The 18,579-nt window shown below is 71.4% G+C and carries 14 protein-coding genes; 13 read left to right on the top strand and 1 reads right to left on the bottom strand.

Annotated elements, in window-relative coordinates:
* Positions 1 to 150 precede the first annotated feature (150 nt).
* The 9 genes from QOM21_RS11030 to mutM all read left to right on the top strand — a co-directional run bounded on the left by QOM21_RS11030 (position 151) and on the right by mutM (position 10,586).
* Entirely contained in the window at positions 151 to 1,818 is a 1,668-nt protein-coding gene (locus QOM21_RS11030) for a DAK2 domain-containing protein (RefSeq protein WP_407549746.1), read from the top strand.
* Positions 1,819 to 1,970: 152 nt separating this feature from the next.
* Positions 1,971 to 5,141, top strand: a complete 3,171-nt coding sequence (locus tag QOM21_RS11025) for a helicase-related protein (RefSeq protein ID WP_407549745.1) — start codon at positions 1,971 to 1,973, stop codon at positions 5,139 to 5,141.
* 173 nt (positions 5,142 to 5,314) lie between these two features.
* Positions 5,315 to 5,914 (top strand): 16S rRNA (guanine(966)-N(2))-methyltransferase RsmD, encoded by a 600-nt coding sequence (gene rsmD / locus QOM21_RS11020; RefSeq protein WP_407549744.1) that lies wholly within the window; start codon positions 5,315 to 5,317, stop codon positions 5,912 to 5,914.
* Between the two features lie 26 nt (positions 5,915 to 5,940).
* A complete protein-coding gene (gene coaD, locus QOM21_RS11015) occupies positions 5,941 to 6,423 on the top strand; it encodes a pantetheine-phosphate adenylyltransferase (RefSeq protein WP_393895838.1) in 483 nt (160 codons plus the stop codon).
* Between the two features lie 128 nt (positions 6,424 to 6,551).
* Positions 6,552 to 7,718, top strand: a complete 1,167-nt coding sequence (locus QOM21_RS11010) for an ATP synthase F0 subunit B (RefSeq protein WP_407549743.1) — start codon at positions 6,552 to 6,554, stop codon at positions 7,716 to 7,718.
* Between the two features lie 152 nt (positions 7,719 to 7,870).
* Positions 7,871 to 8,512, top strand: coding sequence for a YceD family protein (locus QOM21_RS11005; protein ID WP_393895837.1), 642 nt, complete (start codon positions 7,871 to 7,873; stop codon positions 8,510 to 8,512).
* Positions 8,513 to 8,514: 2 nt separating this feature from the next.
* Positions 8,515 to 8,688 (top strand): 50S ribosomal protein L32, encoded by a 174-nt coding sequence (gene rpmF / locus QOM21_RS11000; protein WP_003951102.1) that lies wholly within the window; start codon positions 8,515 to 8,517, stop codon positions 8,686 to 8,688.
* A gap of 19 nt (positions 8,689 to 8,707) precedes the next feature.
* Entirely contained in the window at positions 8,708 to 9,550 is an 843-nt protein-coding gene (gene rnc / locus QOM21_RS10995) for a ribonuclease III (protein WP_407549742.1), read from the top strand.
* Positions 9,551 to 9,623: 73 nt separating this feature from the next.
* Positions 9,624 to 10,586, top strand: coding sequence for a bifunctional DNA-formamidopyrimidine glycosylase/DNA-(apurinic or apyrimidinic site) lyase (gene mutM, locus QOM21_RS10990; protein ID WP_407549741.1), 963 nt, complete (start codon positions 9,624 to 9,626; stop codon positions 10,584 to 10,586).
* Between the two features lie 49 nt (positions 10,587 to 10,635).
* Here mutM and QOM21_RS10985 read toward each other — a convergent pair whose 3' ends face one another.
* Positions 10,636 to 11,556: a CAP domain-containing protein gene (locus tag QOM21_RS10985; protein WP_407549740.1), complete on the bottom strand. Its 921-nt coding sequence runs from the start codon at positions 11,554 to 11,556 to the stop codon at positions 10,636 to 10,638.
* 131 nt (positions 11,557 to 11,687) lie between these two features.
* Between QOM21_RS10985 and QOM21_RS10980 the strand changes: the two genes are divergently transcribed.
* The 4 genes from QOM21_RS10980 (at position 11,688) to QOM21_RS10965 (ending at position 18,440) form a co-directional block, all read left to right on the top strand.
* Complete coding sequence (locus QOM21_RS10980) at positions 11,688 to 11,969, top strand: acylphosphatase (protein ID WP_407549739.1); 282 nt, start codon at positions 11,688 to 11,690, stop codon at positions 11,967 to 11,969.
* Between the two features lie 380 nt (positions 11,970 to 12,349).
* Positions 12,350 to 12,553, top strand: coding sequence for a hypothetical protein (locus QOM21_RS10975; protein ID WP_393895674.1), 204 nt, complete (start codon positions 12,350 to 12,352; stop codon positions 12,551 to 12,553).
* 304 nt (positions 12,554 to 12,857) lie between these two features.
* The gene (locus QOM21_RS10970; RefSeq protein WP_407549738.1) at positions 12,858 to 16,787 is read left to right on the top strand and encodes an AAA family ATPase; all 3,930 of its coding nucleotides are present in this window, start codon (positions 12,858 to 12,860) and stop codon (positions 16,785 to 16,787) included.
* Between the two features lie 234 nt (positions 16,788 to 17,021).
* Complete coding sequence (locus QOM21_RS10965) at positions 17,022 to 18,440, top strand: sugar porter family MFS transporter (protein ID WP_407549737.1); 1,419 nt, start codon at positions 17,022 to 17,024, stop codon at positions 18,438 to 18,440.
* Positions 18,441 to 18,579: the final 139 nt, after the last annotated feature.

The following is an 18,579-nucleotide window of genomic DNA, read 5'->3' as shown; positions in this document are numbered from 1 at the left end:
GAATGGCCCGATTTCCATCGGGCAACCGGAGCAGCATACAACGACCGCTCGCGTACAACGAAACTACCATGAGCGCCCCGGGCCCCGCCCCGGCCTCCCAGTCGGAGCGCGGCTACTGTGCGGTGCATCCCGTGACCCAGGAGGACGAACGTGCCGTACCCGCTCGACGCCACCGCGGTACGCGCCTGGTGCGGGCTGGCCCTGGAGTCACTCGGCCGGGAACGCGAGCGCATCGACGCGATCAATGTCTACCCGGTCGCCGACGGTGACACCGGCACCAACCTCTATCTGACCCTGGAATCCGCCGCCCGCGCGGTGGAAGCCGCCTTCGACGGGCACGCCTCCACCGGCACCTCGCCCCGTCTCGCCGACGCCATCGGCGCCATGGCACACGGCGCGCTGATCGGCGCCCGCGGCAACTCCGGCACCATCCTCGCCCAGCTGCTCCGCGGCATGACGGAAGTCCTGGCTGCCGCGGACACCACCGGGGGCAAGGGACCGGACACCTCACCCGAGTCGCTGCGCAAGGCCCTGCGCCGGGCCGCGGCCTCGACGTACGAGGCGGTCGCGCACCCGGTCGAGGGCACAGTACTGACCGTCGCGACGGCCGCAGCGGACGCCGCGGAGCGGGCCGACGGCGACGCGGCGGACGTCGCACGGGCCGCCCACGAAGGTGCCCGCGCCGCGCTGCGGGCCACCCCGGGACAGCTCGCGGTCCTCGGCCGCGCCGGCGTCGTGGACGCCGGCGGATGCGGCCTGGTCGCCGTGCTCGGGGCCCTCGCCGACGCCCTGTCCGGTGAGGTCTCCGCCGCGCCCGTCGTCGTACGGGCGGATGCCCCGCTCCCGGAGGCGGCCGGCTGCGAGGTGCCCGACGCGGGGGACGCCGGCGGCTGCGCGGCTCCCGACGACGGCGGGCCCGCGTTCGAGGTGATCTACCTCCTGGAGGCCGACGACAGCGCCGTCGCACGGCTGCGCACCCGGCTCGACGGCCTCGGCGACTCGCTCGTGGTGGTCGGCGGCGACGGCCTGTGGAACGTCCATGTGCACGTCGACGACGCGGGCGCCGCCGTCGAGGCCGGCATCGAGGCCGGTCGGCCCTACCGCATCCGCATCACCCACTTCGACGGCGCCTCCCGGGCCAAGGAGCCCGTGATGGCGGCACGGGCGGTCGTCGCGGTGGTGCCCGGCGACGGACTGGCCGGACTCTGCGCGGAGGCCGGCGCCACCACGGTGTCCGTACGCCCCGGGGAGCCGCCCGCCAGCGGTGAACTCGTCCAGGCCATCCGGCAGGCGCACGCCCGCGAGGTGATGCTGCTGCCCAACGACGCCGACCTGCGGCACACCGCCGCCGCCGCGGCCGAGGAGGCCCGCACCGAGGGCGTACGCGTCGCACTGATCCCCACCCGCTCCGCCGTCCAGGGCCTCGCGGCGCTGGCCGTGCACGAGCCGGGCCGCAGCTTCGACGAGGACGCGGTGGCGATGACGTCCGCCGCGGGAGCCACCCGCTACGCCGAGCTGGCCGTCGCCGAGCGGCAGTCCTGGACGATGGCGGGCGTCTGCCAGGCCGGGGACGTCCTCGGCCTGATCGACGGAGATGTCGCGGTCATCGGAGCCGACCTGGCACAGATCGCGATGACGGTGCTCGACCGGATGCTCTCCGCGGGCGGGGAGATGGTGACCCTCGTCCTGGGGGCGGAGGTTCCCGAGGCGCTCGGGGAGCGGCTGGAGCGGCATGTGCGCGAGCGGCATCTCGCCGTGGACACCGTCGTCTACGAGGGCGGGCAGTACGCGGCTCCGCTGCTCATCGGCGTCGAATAGCGCCTGTCCGGCGGCGGAAAGCCCGATCGGCCGGGGCGGGGCGCCGGGAAGCCGGGAGTTCTTCGCGCCGGGCGTGAAGGGTGAAGGCCCCCGCCGAACACCCGAGGCGGCAAGGCGGCGATTGTCGCCCGTTGTCAGTGGTGTGGTGTGCAATGGACGACGTGGCAGCGCTCGACGAACCCCTGAAGAAAATCCTCGGTGGCACCACCGCGAAGGTGATGGCCGAGCATCTCGACCTGCACACGGTCGGGGACCTGTTGCACCACTACCCCCGGCGCTATGCCGAGCGTGGTGAGCTGACCCGGCTCGCGGACCTGCCGCTGGACGAACACGTCACGGTCGTCGCCCAGGTCGCGGACGCCAGGGTGCTGAAGTTCAACCACGGCAGAGGGCAGCGCCTGGAGGTCACCCTCACCGACGGCAGCGGCCGTCTGCAGCTGGTCTTCTTCGGCAAGGGCATCCACAAGCCGCACAAGGAGCTGACACCAGGCCGCCGGGCCATGTTCGCGGGCAAGGTCTCGGTCTTCAACCGCAAGCTCCAGCTCGCCCACCCCGAGTACGAACTCCTCGACCGCGACAGCGACTCCGACGCCGGCGCCGTTGACGCTTTCGCCCAGCAGCTCATGCCGATCTACCCGGCCTGCCAGCAGATGGCGTCCTGGAAGCTCGCCAAGGCGGTCGACGCGGTGCTGCCCAGCGCGCAGGACGCCGTCGACCCGCTGCCGGAGGCGCTGCGCGAGGGCCGCGCCCTCGTGCCGCTCACCGAGGCCCTGCTGAAGATCCACCGCCCGCGCAGCAAGGCCGACATCGCCGACGCGCGTGCCCGGCTGAAGTGGGACGAGGCGTTCGTCCTCCAGGTCGCGCTCGCCCGGCGCCGCCTGGCGGAGACCCAACTCCCCGCCGTTCCCCGGACGTTGGTCGCCGACGGCATCCTGGATGCCTTCGACGCCAAGCTGCCCTTCACCCTCACCGAAGGCCAGCAGAAGGTCAGCCGGGAGATCTTCGACGACCTGGCGACGGACCACCCCATGCACCGCCTGCTGCAGGGCGAGGTGGGCTCGGGCAAGGCCCAGCCGCTGGACGCCCTGGTGCTGACACCCCAGGGGTTCCGCCCCATGGGGGAGATGGCCGTCGGGAGCGAGGTGGTGGTGCCGAGCGGCGAGCTCGCCGTGGTGGACGGCGTCTTCCCGCAGGGCGAACGGGACGTATGGCGCCTGGTCCTGTCCGACGGCAGCTCCGTCGAATGCGACGACGAACACCTCTGGATCGTCGCGGCCGAGGACGCTCCTCGGCCCGATGCGCCCGGACACCCGACCGCCGGACACCCGACCGCCGGACACCCGACCGCCGGACACCCGACGGCCGGAATCCCGGCTGCAGGACACCGGCCGAGGACCCGCGTGCTGACGACGCGCGAACTGCGGGCCGATCTCGACGCCGCCGGCGGCCGGCCCACCTGGTCGATCCTCCCGGCGGTCCCGGTCGACCTGGACGGCGGGGAGGACCGTCCGCTCGACCCGTACGACCTCGGGTGCGCGCTGGCCGGCGACCGGCAGGCCGCAGCGCCGCACGGTCCCGCGGTGCCGGACGCCTACCGCAACGCCCCGCTCAAGGACCGGCTCGCCCTGCTCCAAGGGCTGATGGACGCCGCGGGCACCCTCGCGCCGAAGGAACCCGGCGACGCGCAGGACGAGGAGCCCGCGGTGTTCCGGGCCGCCCCCCGCCCGCTGGCCGACGACCTCGCCTGGCTCGTGCGCTCATTGGGCGGCCACGCACGCCTGCGGCCCTCCGGGGATGCCCACGACGTCCTCCTGGCACTGCCGGACACGCACCCGCCGTTCCGCACGGTGTCCGGCCGGAGCGCCTCGTGGCCCGCGGGCGACCGCCGCTTCCGGCGCACCGTCCAGGCCGTGGAACGCGTCGGACGCCGCCCCGTGCAGTGCATCAGCGTCGCCCACCCCGACCGCGCCTACGTCACCGACCACTTCACCGTCACGCACAACACCATGGTCGCGCTGCGCGCCATGCTCGCCGTGGTGGACTCCGGAGGCCAGGCCGCGATGCTCGCGCCCACCGAGGTCCTCGCGCAGCAGCACCACCGCTCGATCACCGAGATGATGGGCGAACTGGCCGAGGGTGGCATGCTCGGCGGCGCCGACCAGGGCACCAAAGCGGTGCTGCTGACCGGCTCGATGGGGGTCGCGGCCCGGCGCCAGGCACTGCTCGACCTGGTCACCGGCGAAGCCGGCATCGTCATCGGCACTCATGCCCTGATCGAGGACAAGGTGCAGTTCCACGACCTCGGCCTGGTCGTCGTCGACGAACAGCACCGCTTCGGCGTCGAGCAGCGCGACGCCCTGCGCAACAAGGGCAAGCAGCCGCCCCACCTGCTGGTGATGACGGCGACGCCCATTCCCCGCACGGTCGCCATGACCGTCTTCGGCGATCTGGAGACCTCCGTCCTGGATCAACTCCCCGCCGGACGCTCACCGATCGCCAGCCATGTGGTGCCCGCCCAGGACAAGCCGCACTTCCTCGCACGGGCCTGGGACCGCGTCCGCGAGGAGGTCGAGGGCGGCCACCAGGCATACGTCGTGTGCCCGCGCATCGGTGACGAGGAGGATGCCCCCAAGGGAGCCAAGAAGGGGGCCAAGGGAGACAAGGGAGCCGCCGCACAGCAGGGGACACCGGAGGACGCCGAGGAGAAGCGGCCGCCGCTCGCGGTCCTGGAGGTCGCCGAGCAGCTCGCCAAGGGCCCGCTCCAGGGCCTGCGGGTGGCGGTGCTGCACGGCCGGATGGCGCCGGACGACAAGGACGACGTGATGCGCCGGTTCGCCGCCGGCGAGCTGGACGTGCTCGTCGCCACGACCGTCATCGAGGTCGGCGTGAACGTCCCCAACGCCACCGCGATGGTGATCATGGACGCCGACCGCTTCGGCGTCTCCCAGCTGCACCAGCTGCGCGGCCGCGTGGGCCGGGGATCCGCACCGGGCCTGTGCCTGCTGGTCACCGAGATGCCGGAGGCCGCCCCGGCCCGCGCCCGGCTCGCCGCCGTGGCCGGCACCCTCGACGGCTTCGAGCTCTCCCGTATCGACCTGGAGCAGCGGCGCGAGGGCGATGTCCTGGGGCAGGCGCAGTCCGGCGTGCGGACCTCGCTGCGGATGCTGACCGTCATCGAGGACGAGGAGGTGATCGCGGCCGCCAGGGAGGAGGCCACCACCCTGGTCACCGACGATCCCGAACTCGCCGGCTATCCGGAGCTGCGGATCGCGCTGTCCGCCCTGCTGGACGACGACCGTGAGCAGTACCTCGACAAGGGCTGACGCCCTCCGCGGCGGTGCGCGGGCCCGCGGCCGCCGCCCGGGTGAGATCGATCACCGCTCCCGCGGGCACGGGGAGGCCCGGACGGGCGCCGGGCGGTACCCGACGCCATATCGTGGGAGAACGGGAGCCCGCGGGCTCCGCACACCGACCCGCACAACGTAAGGACGGGCCCATGACCCGCGTGATCGCCGGTACGGCCGGCGGCCGCCGCTTGGCCGTACCGCCGGGAAACGGCACCCGCCCCACCTCCGACCGGGCACGCGAGGGCCTGTTCTCCACCTGGGAGTCGCTCGACGGACCGATGGCCGGCGCCCGGGTGCTCGACCTCTACGGCGGCTCCGGCGCCGTCGGCCTGGAAGCCCTCTCCCGCGGCGCCGCGCACGTCCTGCTCGTCGAGGCCGATGCCCGCGCCGCCCGCACCATCCGGGACAACGTCCGTGCGGTCGGCCTGCCCGGCGTCGAGGTACGGGTCGGCAAGGCCGAGCAGACCGCCGCGACTCCGGCACCGGGAGACCCCTACGACGTCGTGTTCCTGGACCCTCCGTACGCGGTGACGGACGCGGATCTCCGCGAGATTCTGCTCACACTCCGTGGTCAGGGGTGGCTTGCGGCGGAGGCACTCGTCACCGTGGAGCGGAGCACCAGAGGCGGCACCTTCCCCTGGCCGGACGGTTTCGAAGCGATCAAGGCCCGTCGTTACGGCGAGGGGACGCTTTGGTACGGTCGCGCCGCTTCGGCGTCCACCGAGTCGACGTCAAACAGCGTGTCATGACCAGTTCGGAGAGCGAGGAAAACGAGTTGCGCCGCGCCGTCTGTCCGGGGTCGTTCGACCCCATCACCAACGGGCACCTGGACATCATCGCCCGTGCCTCCAAGCTGTACGACGTGGTTCACGTCGCCGTGATGATCAACCAGTCCAAGCAGGGGCTGTTCACCGTCGAGGAGCGGATCGACCTGATCCGCCGGGCCACCGCCGAGTACGGCAACGTCGAGGTCGAAGCCTTCCACGGCCTGCTCGTCGACTTCTGCAAGCAGCGCGACATCCCCGCGATCGTCAAGGGACTGCGCGCCGTCAGCGACTTCGACTACGAGCTCCAGATGGCCCAGATGAACAACGGGCTCTCCGGTGTCGAGACGCTCTTCGTCCCCACCAACCCCACCTACAGCTTCCTCTCCTCCAGCCTCGTCAAGGAGGTCGCGGCCTGGGGCGGCGACGTCGCCCACCTGGTCCCGCAGTTCGTCTACGAAGCCCTCACCGAACGCCTGAAGAAGAAGCAGTGACGCGGCTCGGGGCGCGGTGAGCGCCCCGCACGGCTGATGAGACGTCAGCAGGTGTCGGGCCGAGGGCTCGTGGCCGTACAGTCGTCCCGTTCCGTCGTTCCATCCCTTCAGAGAGTGGCGAGTCCAAGGTGGACGTGCAGAAGAAGCTCGACGACATCGTCGAGACCGTCGGCAGCGCCCGGTCCATGCCCATGTCGGCCTCCTGCGTGGTCAACCGCGCGGAGCTGCTCGCCATGCTGGAGGAGGTGCGCGCCGCACTGCCCGGCTCCCTCGCGCAGGCGCAGGAGCTGATCGGCGGGCGGGAGCAGCTGGTCGAGGAGGCGCGCGCCGAGGCGGAGCGGATCATCGAATCCGCCCACGCCCACCGCGGCTCCCTGATCTCCGACACCGAGGTCGCCCGGCAGTCCCAGGACGAGGCGGACCGGATCCTCGCGGAGGCCCGCCGGGAGGCCGAGGAGATCCGCGCCGAGGCCGACGACTACGTCGACAGCAAGCTCGCGAACTTCGAGGTGGTGCTCACCAAGACCATCGGGTCCGTCGACCGCGGCCGCGAAAAGCTGCTCGGCCGCGACCCGGGCTCCTACGAGCCCGGCTACCCGGAGGAGGACGGCACCCGTGCCCCGGAGCGGAGCTCCGACCCGGAGACCCTCAGGCAGCGCGCCGACGCCTACGTGGACGCCAAGTTCGGCGCCTTCCAGGCCGTGCTGACCAAGACGCTGGAGGCGGTCGGGCGCGGTCGCGACAAGCTCCAGGGCGCGCGGGCGGTCGACGAGCTCGGTGCCCACATGGCGGCCCAGGGGGACCCGCAGTCCGGGCAGCCGCAGGCCGACGCCGAATATCTGGCCGGTCTGGCGGGCATCGGAGCGGATCAGGCGCCGGCCCAGGCCCCGCCGCAGCCCCAGGCGCCGCCGCCCATCCCCGAGCCCCAGCAGCATCAGGACCACCAGCTTCACCCGGAGCACCAGCAATACCAGGACCATCAGCAGCCCCTCCAGCCTCAGCAGGGCTACTACCAGGACCCGGGCTACCAGCAGCAGGACGTCTACGGCTACCAGCAGGCTCAGCAAGCCCAGCAGGCCCAGTACGTCCAGCAGCAGGACCCGTACGGCTACGGCTGGCAGCAGCAGGGCTACGACCCCAATACCGGCTACCTCCAGCAGCAGGTGCCCCAGCAGCCTCAGCACGCCCCGCAGGACCAGAGCGCCCAGGCCGGCGCCCTGGACGAGACCAGCCTCTTCGACACCAGCATGATCAACCTCGATCAGCTCCGGGAGTACGAAGAGGGGCGTCAGTAGAGGTCCGGCGGGCGGCAGGCAGCGGATTGGGTCAAACGGGGCCCGTCAAGTATCCTGGCTGTTCGGTCGCGCGTACGTCCGCGATCTTTGCTGCCCGGGTTCCGATCCGGGAAATCGGGCGGCTCGTTCCGCAGTACAGAAAGCAGGAAGCCATCAACGCCCGCCTCGACCACCGTTCCCCGCTCGTGTTCGATACACGCGAGCTGGGTCGTCGTCCCGGCACGCTCAAGCGGCTCTCCCGCACTGCCGAGGCCCCCCGGGATCTCGGCAATGAGGTCATCGGAGTGCCCGAGGGCGCGCCGATCGAACTCGACCTCCGCCTGGAATCGGTCATGGACGGGGTGCTTGTCACAGGCACCGCCCGTGCAACCGTGAAGGGGGAGTGCGTAAGGTGTCTGGAGCCGCTGGAGCGAGAGCTCGACGCGGACTTCCAGGAGATGTTCTCCTACCCCGACGCCGACGCCCGGACCCGCCCCGCGGAATCCGGCGACGACGCCGAGGACGAGGAGGACACCCTCTTCCTCGAGGACGACATGTTCGACCTCGAACCCGTGCTGCGGGACGCGGTGGTGCTCGCACTGCCGCTGCAGCCGGTGTGCCAGGACGACTGCCCCGGCCTGTGCTCCGAGTGCGGAGTGCGGCTCGCGGACGACCCGGACCACCATCACGACGCCGTCGACATTCGTTGGGCGGCACTGCAGGGACTCGCCGGGACCAACCAGGACGGCGAGAAGGACAACATGAGCGGCGACGCGCCTCGATCAGCGCACGTCGACGAGAAGCAGGAGAAGTAGCCGTGGCTGTTCCGAAGCGGAAGATGTCGCGCAGCAACACGCGCCACCGCCGGTCGCAGTGGAAGGCTGCGGTCCCCACCCTGGTGGCGTGCGAGCGCTGCCACGAGCCGAAGCAGCAGCACATCGCGTGCCCGAGCTGCGGCACCTACAACAAGCGCCAGGTCCTCGAGGTCTGAGCGGCTGGTGACAGGCTCCATGTCAGACGCCAATTCGTCCCCTCGCCAGCGCGGGGAGGAACCGACACCGGCGGACACAGCCTCGTCCCACACGCTTCTGGAAGGGCGGCTCGGGTACAAGCTCGAGTCCGCCCTTCTGGTGCGTGCACTGACGCACCGTTCGTACGCGTACGAGAACGGCGGTCTGCCCACCAACGAGCGGCTCGAATTCCTCGGGGATTCGGTGCTCGGCCTGGTGGTCACGGACACGCTGTACCGCATCCACCCCGATCTGCCGGAAGGCCAGCTGGCCAAACTGCGGGCCGCGGTGGTCAACTCGCGTGCGCTTGCCGAGGTGGGCCGCGGCCTCGACCTCGGCGCCTTCATCCGCCTCGGCAAGGGCGAAGAAGGCACGGGCGGCCGGGACAAGGCTTCCATCCTCGCCGACACCCTTGAAGCGGTGATCGGCGCGGTCTATCTCGACCAGGGCCTCGAAGCGGCCGGCGAGCTGGTACACCGGCTCTTCGACCCGCTCATCGAGAAGTCCTCCAGTCTGGGCGCGGGCCTCGACTGGAAGACCAGCCTCCAGGAACTCACCGCGACCGAGGGTCTCGGCGTCCCGGAGTACCTGGTCAGTGAGACCGGCCCCGACCACGAGAAGACCTTTACTGCTGCTGCCCGCGTCGGTGGTGTCTCGTACGGCACCGGCACCGGCCGCAGCAAGAAGGAAGCCGAGCAGCAGGCGGCGGAGTCCGCGTGGCGTGCGATTCGCGCCGCGGCGGACGAAGCGGCCAAGGCCAAGGAGGCTTCCGGCGACGGTACGCCGCCGCCGGCCGAGGACCTTGCTCCGGCTTCCGACGACACCCCGTCGTCGGCACACTGAATTCCCCTTCTGACCCTGTCCGGACGGCCCCGCCGCCTCGGACAGGGTCAGAAGCCTTTCCCGAGGAGCCGTCTTGCCCGAGCTGCCCGAGGTCGAGGTCGTACGCCGCGGACTCCAGCGCTGGGTCAGCGGCCGCACGGTCGACACCGTCGAGGTCCTGCACCCGCGCGCGATCCGCCGGCACACCGCGGGCGCGACCGATTTCGCGGCACGTCTGAAGGGCCTGCGCCTCGGCGAGGCGCGCCGCCGCGGCAAATACCTCTGGCTCCCGGTGACCGGCGGCGGTCCCGCCGCGCAGACCGCGGCCGAGGGCATCACCCCGATGATCTCGCCGTCCGTCACCCACGGCCTGGCGATCCTCGCCCACCTCGGGATGAGCGGCCAGCTGCTGGTCCAGCCCGGGGACGCCCCGGACGAGAAGCATCTGCGGATCCGGATCCGCTTCACCCCGGAGTCCTCACCCGCCGGCACGGAGGCAGCCGACACCGAGCTCCGCTTCGTCGACCAGCGGACCTTCGGCGGGCTCTCGCTGCACGACACCGTGCCCGGCGACGCGGACCACCTTCCCGACGTGATCGCACACATCGCACGGGACCCGCTCGACCCGGCCTTCGACGACGCCGCCTTCCACGACGCGCTGCGCCGCCGCCGGACCACCGTCAAGCGCGCGCTGCTGGATCAGTCGCTGATCAGCGGCGTCGGCAACATCTATGCCGACGAGGCGCTGTGGCGCTCCCGGCTGCACTACGAGCGGCCGACCGCCACCTTCACCCGGCCCCGCACGGTGGAGCTGCTCGGTCATGTGCGGGACGTGATGAACGCCGCGCTCGCCGTCGGCGGGACCAGCTTCGACAGCCTCTACGTCAACGTCAACGGGGAGTCCGGCTACTTCGAACGCTCCCTGGACGCCTACGGACGCGAGGACGAGCCCTGCCGCCGCTGCGGCACCGCGATCCGCCGCCGCCCCTGGATGAACCGCTCCAGCTACTTCTGCCCCCGCTGCCAGCGCCCGCCCCGTCCCACCCGCATCGGCTGAGCGAGGACGATCGGACCGGCCGGGCACATGCCCTGCCGGTCCTGACGCGTCAGAAGCCGAAGTCCTGTGTCCACCACGGGCCACCGGAGCCGACGTGGACGCCGACACCGAGGGTCTTGTAGTCGCAGTTGAGGATGTTGGCGCGGTGGCCCGGGCTGTCCATCCAGGACTCCATCACGGCCTGCGCGTCGGCCTGACCACGGGCGATGTTCTCACCGCCGAGATCGCTTATGCCCATCTGCCGGGCGCGGTCCCAGGGGGTGTCGCCGTCCGGATCGGTGTGGTCGAAGAACCCGCGCGCGGCCATGTCGTCGCTGAACCGCTGGGCCAGAGTGCCCAGTTCCTTGTCCGCGGTCACCGGGGAGCAGCCCGCCTGGGCGCGCTCCTCGTTGACCAGCGACAGCACCTGGGACTCGGCGGACGAGGTCCCGTCCGAGGTCTTCGACGGCGTCGCCGAGAGCTTCGGCGCCGCGGAGGTGCTCCGGTCGGAGCTCCGAGCGGGCTGCTGCGAACGGGTCTTGCTCGGCGACGAGGCCGTCCGGCTGGGGGAGGGCGAGGTCGAAGGGGCCGCCGCGGACGACGGCCGGTCGGTCTCCGGAGCCTTCGGGCGTGCGCCGCCGCGGCTGGCCGCGTCGCCGCCGCGGTCCGTGGGCGTCGCGGAGCGGCCGCCCTGCTGGTCGGTGTCCTGCAGCGCGCGGGCACGTATCCGCTCGCCGTCGCCGTCCGACCCCACCTCGAACTGACCGCTGCCGGGGATCAGTCCGGAGGCGACCGCGACAGCACCCATCGCCATGGCGGCGGATGCACCGAGCAGGCCGGTGCGAACGGGCGCCCTCCGGCCTGCCCGCACCGCACGATGACCGCGGTGCCGGGCCGAGGCCGGAGCGACGGACTCGGCTGCCGGGGTGTCAACAGGCGGTGTGCGCAGGGCTTCGGGCGTGGGGGGAGCAGAGCGTCGATGGCGGCCCATCCGCTGTCTTCCTTCCGTCCTCAGCTCAACATGGTTCACCCGAACGGGTGAGTTTCGTTGTCGGGGGACTGTACGCCATGACGCAAGGGGCCAATGCGGCCACGGAGCAATTGGCCGGTTAACGTGCACACATGAACGAAGATGTCCGTCTGACCGCCTGGGTGCGCGGTCAAGTCCAAGGCGTCGGGTTCCGCTGGTTCACCCGCGCGAACGCGCTGCGCATCGGTGACCTCGTCGGATTCGCGCTCAATCTCGGCGACGGCCGCGTCCAGGTGGTCGCCGAGGGCCCCAAGAGCCGCTGCGATCAGTTGCTGGAATGGCTGCGGGCCGGAGACACGCCCGGCCGGGTCGACGGAGTCACTGAGATATGGGACACGCCGCGGGGCGGTTACGACACCTTCGCGATTCGCTGAGCGTGCCCCCGAAAAGGGTGCCGCGGGGCCCGCGGCAGTGATCTCGGGGCCGGCCTTTGTCAGCAGCTCACAGGAGATAACCCCTGGTGGTTGCCAACTCGCCCGACCCGTGCAAGGCTGCCGCTGTACGGATGATCTCCACGCCCCGCGGGACCTTTCTGGAGAGTCGGCGCAGCGCCTTCACGGCCGCGCACTCTCAGGTGCCCGACGATACGGGGTGTGATCGTGTTGACCCTCAAACCTTTTGGTGAGACTCTGGAATCCCCGCGCACCTTAGCTGTTTGGCATTGAGTGCACCAGTAATGACAAGCACCGCGGGTGCGAATCCCTCACGACCCACACCGCTTCGGTCGGTCACTCATTGTGGAGGACCATCCATCATGGCAAAGGCGCTTCTCGGTTACGTCGGCGGTTCCGACCCCCGAGTCCACTCCGAGATGCGACGGCTTCAGCAGCGCGTCCAGGACCTGGAATCCGAGCTCATTCGGATGCAGGCCCAGAACGACAGGCTGGCAGCTGCCGCACGGCACGACGACTCGATGCTCGACATCGACGTACCCCAGGCGGAGCCCGCGCTCACCTGACCTCAACCCAAGGGCCGGTCGGGCTGCTCGACAGCCGCTTGACGCACCGCTCTGTTCAAGATCTGCAAGGGACGCTTCGGCGTCCCTTCGTCATTCCCCCGCCATCTGTTCTCAGTGGCCGCACCAGCCGCGCGGCGTCTCTCTTACCGCATGATGTGCCCTGCGCCTTGACCGGTGAAACCGAAAGTGAACGCCGTCCGTATACCCGGGGCCCGTACCCGGCCGGCCGGCGGCGCAGGGCCGTGGCACCGGCCACGGAATGTTGGGGCCGCTCCCGGACAGGTGGCCGGTAGAGTCCAAAGGCGTGCACCTCAAGAGTCTGACCCTGCGAGGCTTCAAGTCCTTCGCCTCCGCCACGACGCTCCGGTTCGAGCCCGGCATCACCTGCGTCGTGGGTCCCAACGGCTCCGGCAAGTCCAATGTCGTGGACGCGCTGTCCTGGGTGATGGGCGAGCAGGGGGCCAAGTCGCTGCGCGGCGGCAAGATGGAGGACGTCATCTTCGCCGGCACGACCGGCCGGCTGCCGCTGGGTCGGGCCGAGGTCTCGCTCACCATCGACAACTCCGACGGCGCGCTGCCCATCGAGTACGCCGAAGTCACCATCACCCGGATCATGTTCCGCAACGGCGGCAGCGAATACCAGATCAACGGCGACACCTGCCGGCTGCTGGACATCCAGGAACTGCTGTCGGACTCCGGCATCGGCCGTGAGATGCACGTCATCGTCGGCCAGGGGCAGCTCGACTCCGTCCTGCACGCCGACCCCATGGGCCGCCGGGCCTTCATCGAGGAGGCGGCGGGCGTCCTCAAGCACCGCCGGCGCAAGGAGAAGGCGCTGCGCAAGCTGGACTCGATGCAGGCCAACCTCGCCCGCGTGCAGGACCTCACCGACGAGCTGCGGCGTCAGCTCAAGCCGCTGGGAAGGCAGGCCGCCGTCGCACGGCGGGCCGCCGTCATCCAGGCCGACCTGCGCGACGCCCGCCTTCGGCTGCTCGCCGACGACCTCGTCACCATGCGCACCGCGCTGCGCGCCGAAATCGCCGACGAGGCCGCCCTGAAGGAGCGCAAGGACGCCGCGGAGGCCCGGCTGCGCGCGGCCCAGCAGCGCGAGGCGGTGCTGGAGGAAGAGGTCCGCACGCTGACGCCGCGGGTGCAGCGCGCACAGCAGACCTGGTACGAACTGTCCCAACTCGCCGAACGGGTGCGCGGCACGATCTCGCTGGCCGAGGCGCGCGTCAAGAGCGCCACGGCGCCCCCACCCGACGAGCGGCGCGGGCGCGACCCCGAGGACATGGAGCGCGAGGCCGCCCGGATCCGGGAGCAGGAAGCCGAGCTGGAGGCCGCTCTGGAGGCGGCGAGCCGGGCGCTGGAGGACACCGTCGAGCACCGCGCCGGGCTGGAGCGGCAGTTGGCGGAGGAGGAACGGCGGCTGCGTGACCTCGCACGTGCCATCGCCGACCGCCGCGAGGGCCTGGCACGGCTGAGCGGCCAGGTCACCGCCGCGCGCGGCCGGGCGGCCTCGGCCGAGGCGGAGATCGGCCGGCTCGCCGAGGCCAGCGACGGCGCCCGGGAGCGGGCGGCCGCCGCACAGGAGGCGTACGAGCAGCTCAAGGCCGAGGTCGACGGCCTGGACGCGGACGACGAGGCGATCGCGGCCCGCCATGACGCGGCCCGGCAGGAGCTGGCGGAGGCGGAGAGCGCGCTGACCGCCGCTCGGGAGGCGCTGACCGGGGCGGAGCGGAAGCGCGCCGCGACCGCCGCCCGGCACGACGCGCTGGCCCTCGGGCTGCGCCGCAAGGACGGGACGGGCGCGCTCCTGGCCGCGGCGGACCGGCTGACCGGGGTGCTCGGTCCCGCGGCGGAACTGCTGCAGGTCACCCCCGGTTTCGAGATCCCGGTGGCGGCGGCGCTGGGCGCGGCCGCGGACGCGATCGCCGTGACCGACGCCGCCACCGCCGCCGAGGCCATCCGGCTGCTGCGCAAGCAGGACGCGGGGCGGGCGGCGATGGTCCTGGGGGCCGTGGCGGACACCGAGCAGCTCGCGGCGCGCACGGCCGCGGGGACGGTGGACGGGCAGCCGGTGGCGTCCTCCCCGGGGACCGGGGGCGAGGGGCAGACAGATGAGGCGGGTGGTGCGGCCGCGTCCGCCGATGCCGTGGGGGCGGCTTCGGGCGGGGTGCCGCGCGTGCCCGGCCCGGCGCGACCGGCGGGCGAGCCGGACCCCGGCGATGCGAGGCCGGGGCAGGGTGGCGGCCTGGCCGGCCGTGCGGTCATCGGCCCACAGGCGACGGGGGCGGACGATGCGCCCGAGGCACCTGGTGAAGGTGCGGAGGGAGGTGCGCCTGCCGGCCCCGCGGGCGAGGTCGGCGCTGCTGCCGGCCGTATCCCCGCGCCGGCCGATCACCGCGTACCGGGCCCGCGTTCCGAGCCGGTAGGTGCCGCCGAACTGGTCGGAGGGCCGCGGGAGTTGACGGCCGCCGTGGGCCGGTTGCTGCGGGACGTGGTGGTGGTCGGCACGCTGGAGGACGCCGAGGATCTGGTGGCCGCGCGCCCGGAGCTGATCGCCGTGACCGGCGAGGGTGATCTTCTCGGGGCCCATTTCGCCCATGGCGGTTCGGCCGGTGCGCCGAGCCTGCTGGAGGTACAGGCCTCCGTCGACGAGGCCGCGGCCGAGCTGGAGGAGCTGGCGGGCCGCTGTGAGGAGCTGGCCGAGGCGCAGCGGGCCGCGCAGGAACGGCGTACGGATCGTGCCGCCCTCGTCGAGGAGCTGGGGGAGCGGCGGCGCGCGGCGGACCGGGAGAAGTCCAAGATCGCCGGCGATCTGGGGCGGCTCGGCGGCCAGGCACGGGCGGCGGCGGGCGAGGCCGAGCGGTCCGGTGCGGCGGCGGCCAGGGCCGAGGAGGCGCTGCAGCGGGCCACGGAGGAGGCCGAGGAGCTCGCCGAGCGGCTGGCGGTGGCCGAGGAGGCCCCGGGCGTGACCGATGAGGAGCCCGACACCTCCGTACGGGACCGTCTGGCCGCCGACGGGGCCAACGCACGGCAGACGGAGATGGAGGCCAGGCTTCAGGCGCGTACGCACGAGGAGCGGGTGAAGGCTCTCGCCGGGCGGGCGGACGCGCTGGACCGGGGGGCGCGCGCCGAGCGCGAGGCGCGGGCGCGGGCCGAGCAGCGGCGTGCCCGGCTGCGGCACGAGGCCGAGGTGGCCGGGGCGGTCGCCTCCGGCACGCGGCAGCTGCTGGCGCACGTCGAGGTGTCGGTCGTCCGGGCCGAGGAGGAACGGGGCGCCGCGGAGCGCGCCAAGGCCGAGCGCGAGCAGGCGCTGGTCGCCGAGCGCAATCAGGGCCGGGAGCTGAAGTCCGAGCTGGACAAGCTGACGGACTCGATGCACCGGGGCGAGGTGCTGGGTGCCGAGAAGCGGATGCGGATCGAGCAGCTGGAGACCAAGGCGCTGGAGGAGCTGGGGGTGGAGCCGGCCGGGCTGATGGCGGAGTACGGCCCCGACCAGCTGGTCGCTCCGTCGCCGCCCGCCGAGGGCGAGGTGCTGCCGGAGGATCCCGGGCACCCGCGCAACCAGCCGGTGCCGTACGTCAGGGCCGAGCAGGAGAAGCGGCTGCGGGCGGCCGAGCGGGCGTATCAGCAGCTCGGGAAGGTGAACCCGCTGGCTCTTGAGGAGTTCGCGGCCCTGGAGGAGCGGCACCAGTTCCTCAGCGAACAGCTTGAAGACTTGAAGAAGACGCGCACGGACCTGCTGCAGGTGATCAAGGAGGTCGACGAGCGGGTGGAGCGGGTCTTCACCGAGGCGTACCAGGACACCGCGCGCGAGTTCGAGGGCGTCTTCTCCCGGCTCTTCCCGGGGGGCGAGGGGCGGCTGATCCTCACCGACCCGGACAACATGCTGACCACCGGTGTGGACGTCGAGGCGCGGCCCCCGGGCAAGAAGGTCAAGCGGCTGTCCCTGTTGTCGGGTGGTGAGAGGTCGCTCACGGCCGTGGCGCTGCTGGTATCGATCTTCAAGGCGCGGCCCAGTCCGTTCTATGTGATGGACGAGGTCGAGGCGGCGCTGGACGACACCAATCTGCAGCGGCTGATCCGGATCATGGAGGAGCTGCAGGAGAGCTCCCAGCTGATCGTGATCACGCACCAGAAAAGGACCATGGAGGTCGCCGACGCGCTCTACGGGGTATCGATGCAGGGTGACGGAGTGTCAAAGGTCATCAGCCAGCGGCTGCGTTGAGCCGGGTCACGCCGGGAATGAGCCGTCTGCGTGCGGATCTGTTCACAACTTGAACGAAACGCCCCTCGCGGGACCGGGAAACAAATTGATTACACCCTATTGACTTCGAAACTTGAAGGCATAGTCTCGGCAACGTTGCTTTTACCTTCAAGTGGTGGGTACCCCCAACCTATGCACCACTTGTAGGGCCAGCCCCCTACGCCCGGCAGCGCAGCCGGGCCACTGGAGTACACGTTGACCAGCACCGCGCAGCCGACGGTCCCGGAAGGCCGCAAGGCCCACCCGGACCACCTCGGCCATGTCATCTTCATTACCGCGGCTGCCGCGATGGGCGGCTTCCTCTTCGGTTACGACAGCTCCGTGATCAACGGTGCCGTCGAGGCGATCCGCAGCCGTTACGACGTCGGATCCGCCGTTCTCGCCCAGGTGATCGCCATCGCGCTGATCGGTTGCGCCATCGGCGCCGCCACGGCCGGCAGGATCGCCGACCGCATCGGCCGTATCCGGGTGATGCAGATCGCCGCGGTGCTGTTCACGGTCAGCGCCGTGGGCTCCGCCCTCCCGACCGCCCTGTGGGACCTGGCCATGTGGCGGGTCCTGGGCGGCATCGCGATCGGTATGGCCTCGGTCATCGGCCCGGCCTACATCGCCGAGGTCTCGCCGTCGGCCTACCGCGGCCGTCTCGGCTCGTTCCAGCAGGCCGCGATCGTCGTGGGCATCGCCCTCTCCCAGCTCGTCAACTGGGGCATCCTCAACCTCGCCGACGGTGACCAGCGCGGCAAGCTCGCCGGCTTCGAGGCATGGCAGTGGATGCTGGGTGTGATGGTCGTGCCGGCCATCATTTACGGACTGCTGTCCTTCGTGATTCCCGAGTCGCCCCGCTACCTGATCTCCGTCGGCAAGATCACCCGCGCCAAGGAGGTGCTCTCGGAGGTCGAGGGGCACACCGTCAACCTCGACACCCGGGTCGTCGAGATCCAGGACGCGATGCGCCGTGAGCACAAGTCGACGTTCAAGGACCTGCTCGGCAGCAAGATGGGCTTCCTGCCGATCGTCTGGGTCGGTATCGGTCTGTCGGTCTTCCAGCAGCTCGTCGGCATCAACGTCGCCTTCTACTACTCCTCGACGCTGTGGCAGTCCGTCGGCATCGACCCGAGCAGCTCGTTCTTCTACAGCTTCACGACGTCGATCATCAACATCATCGGCACCGTCATCGCGATGCTCTTCGTCGACAGGATCGGCCGCCGCCCGCTGGCGCTGATCGGCTCGGTCGGTATGGCCGTGGCCCTGGGCCTGGAAGCCTGGGCGTTCGCCGCCAAGACCGCGGCCGGCACCCTGCCGAGCACCGAGGGAACCGTCGCGCTGATCGCCGCACACGCCTTCGTGCTCTTCTTCGCGCTCTCCTGGGGCGTCGTGGTCTGGGTCTTCCTGGGCGAGATGTTCCCGAACCGGATCCGGGCCGCCGCGCTGGGCGTCGCCGCCTGCGCGCAGTGGATCGCGAACTGGGCCATCACGGCCAGTTTCCCGAGTCTGTCCGACTGGAACCTGTCGGGCACCTACGTGATCTACATGGTCTTCGCTCTGCTCTCGATCCCCTTCGTACTGCGGTACGTCAAGGAGACCAAGGGCAAGGCGTTGGAGGAGATGGGCTAACCCCCCCCGCCAGTCCTTCTCCTCAGTTCTGGGTACTGCCCCGGCTCCTCAGTGAGCCGGGGCAGTAGCTTTTTCCGGGCGAGGACCTCGGCGTCGTCGCCCCAGGGCCTTTGGTGAGTCCGCTTCCGAGCCACGGGCC

The organism is Streptomyces sp. Pv4-95, assembly GCF_045782725.1.
GTDB lineage: Bacteria > Actinomycetota > Actinomycetes > Streptomycetales > Streptomycetaceae > Streptomyces.
Note: the sequence above shows the minus strand (reverse complement) of the source record. Positions and strands in the feature narration are given on the sequence as shown.

Coding starts and splice junctions, on each gene's coding strand:
- QOM21_RS10980 (WP_407549739.1), top strand. CDS start 11,688: ATGAACGAAGATGTCCGTCTGACCGCCTGGGTGCGCGGTCAAGTCCAA.
- QOM21_RS10985 (WP_407549740.1), bottom strand. CDS start 11,556: ATGGGCCGCCATCGACGCTCTGCTCCCCCCACGCCCGAAGCCCTGCGC.
- QOM21_RS11025 (WP_407549745.1), top strand. CDS start 1,971: ATGGACGACGTGGCAGCGCTCGACGAACCCCTGAAGAAAATCCTCGGT.
- rnc (WP_407549742.1), top strand. CDS start 8,708: ATGTCAGACGCCAATTCGTCCCCTCGCCAGCGCGGGGAGGAACCGACA.
- QOM21_RS10975 (WP_393895674.1), top strand. CDS start 12,350: ATGGCAAAGGCGCTTCTCGGTTACGTCGGCGGTTCCGACCCCCGAGTC.
- rsmD (WP_407549744.1), top strand. CDS start 5,315: ATGACCCGCGTGATCGCCGGTACGGCCGGCGGCCGCCGCTTGGCCGTA.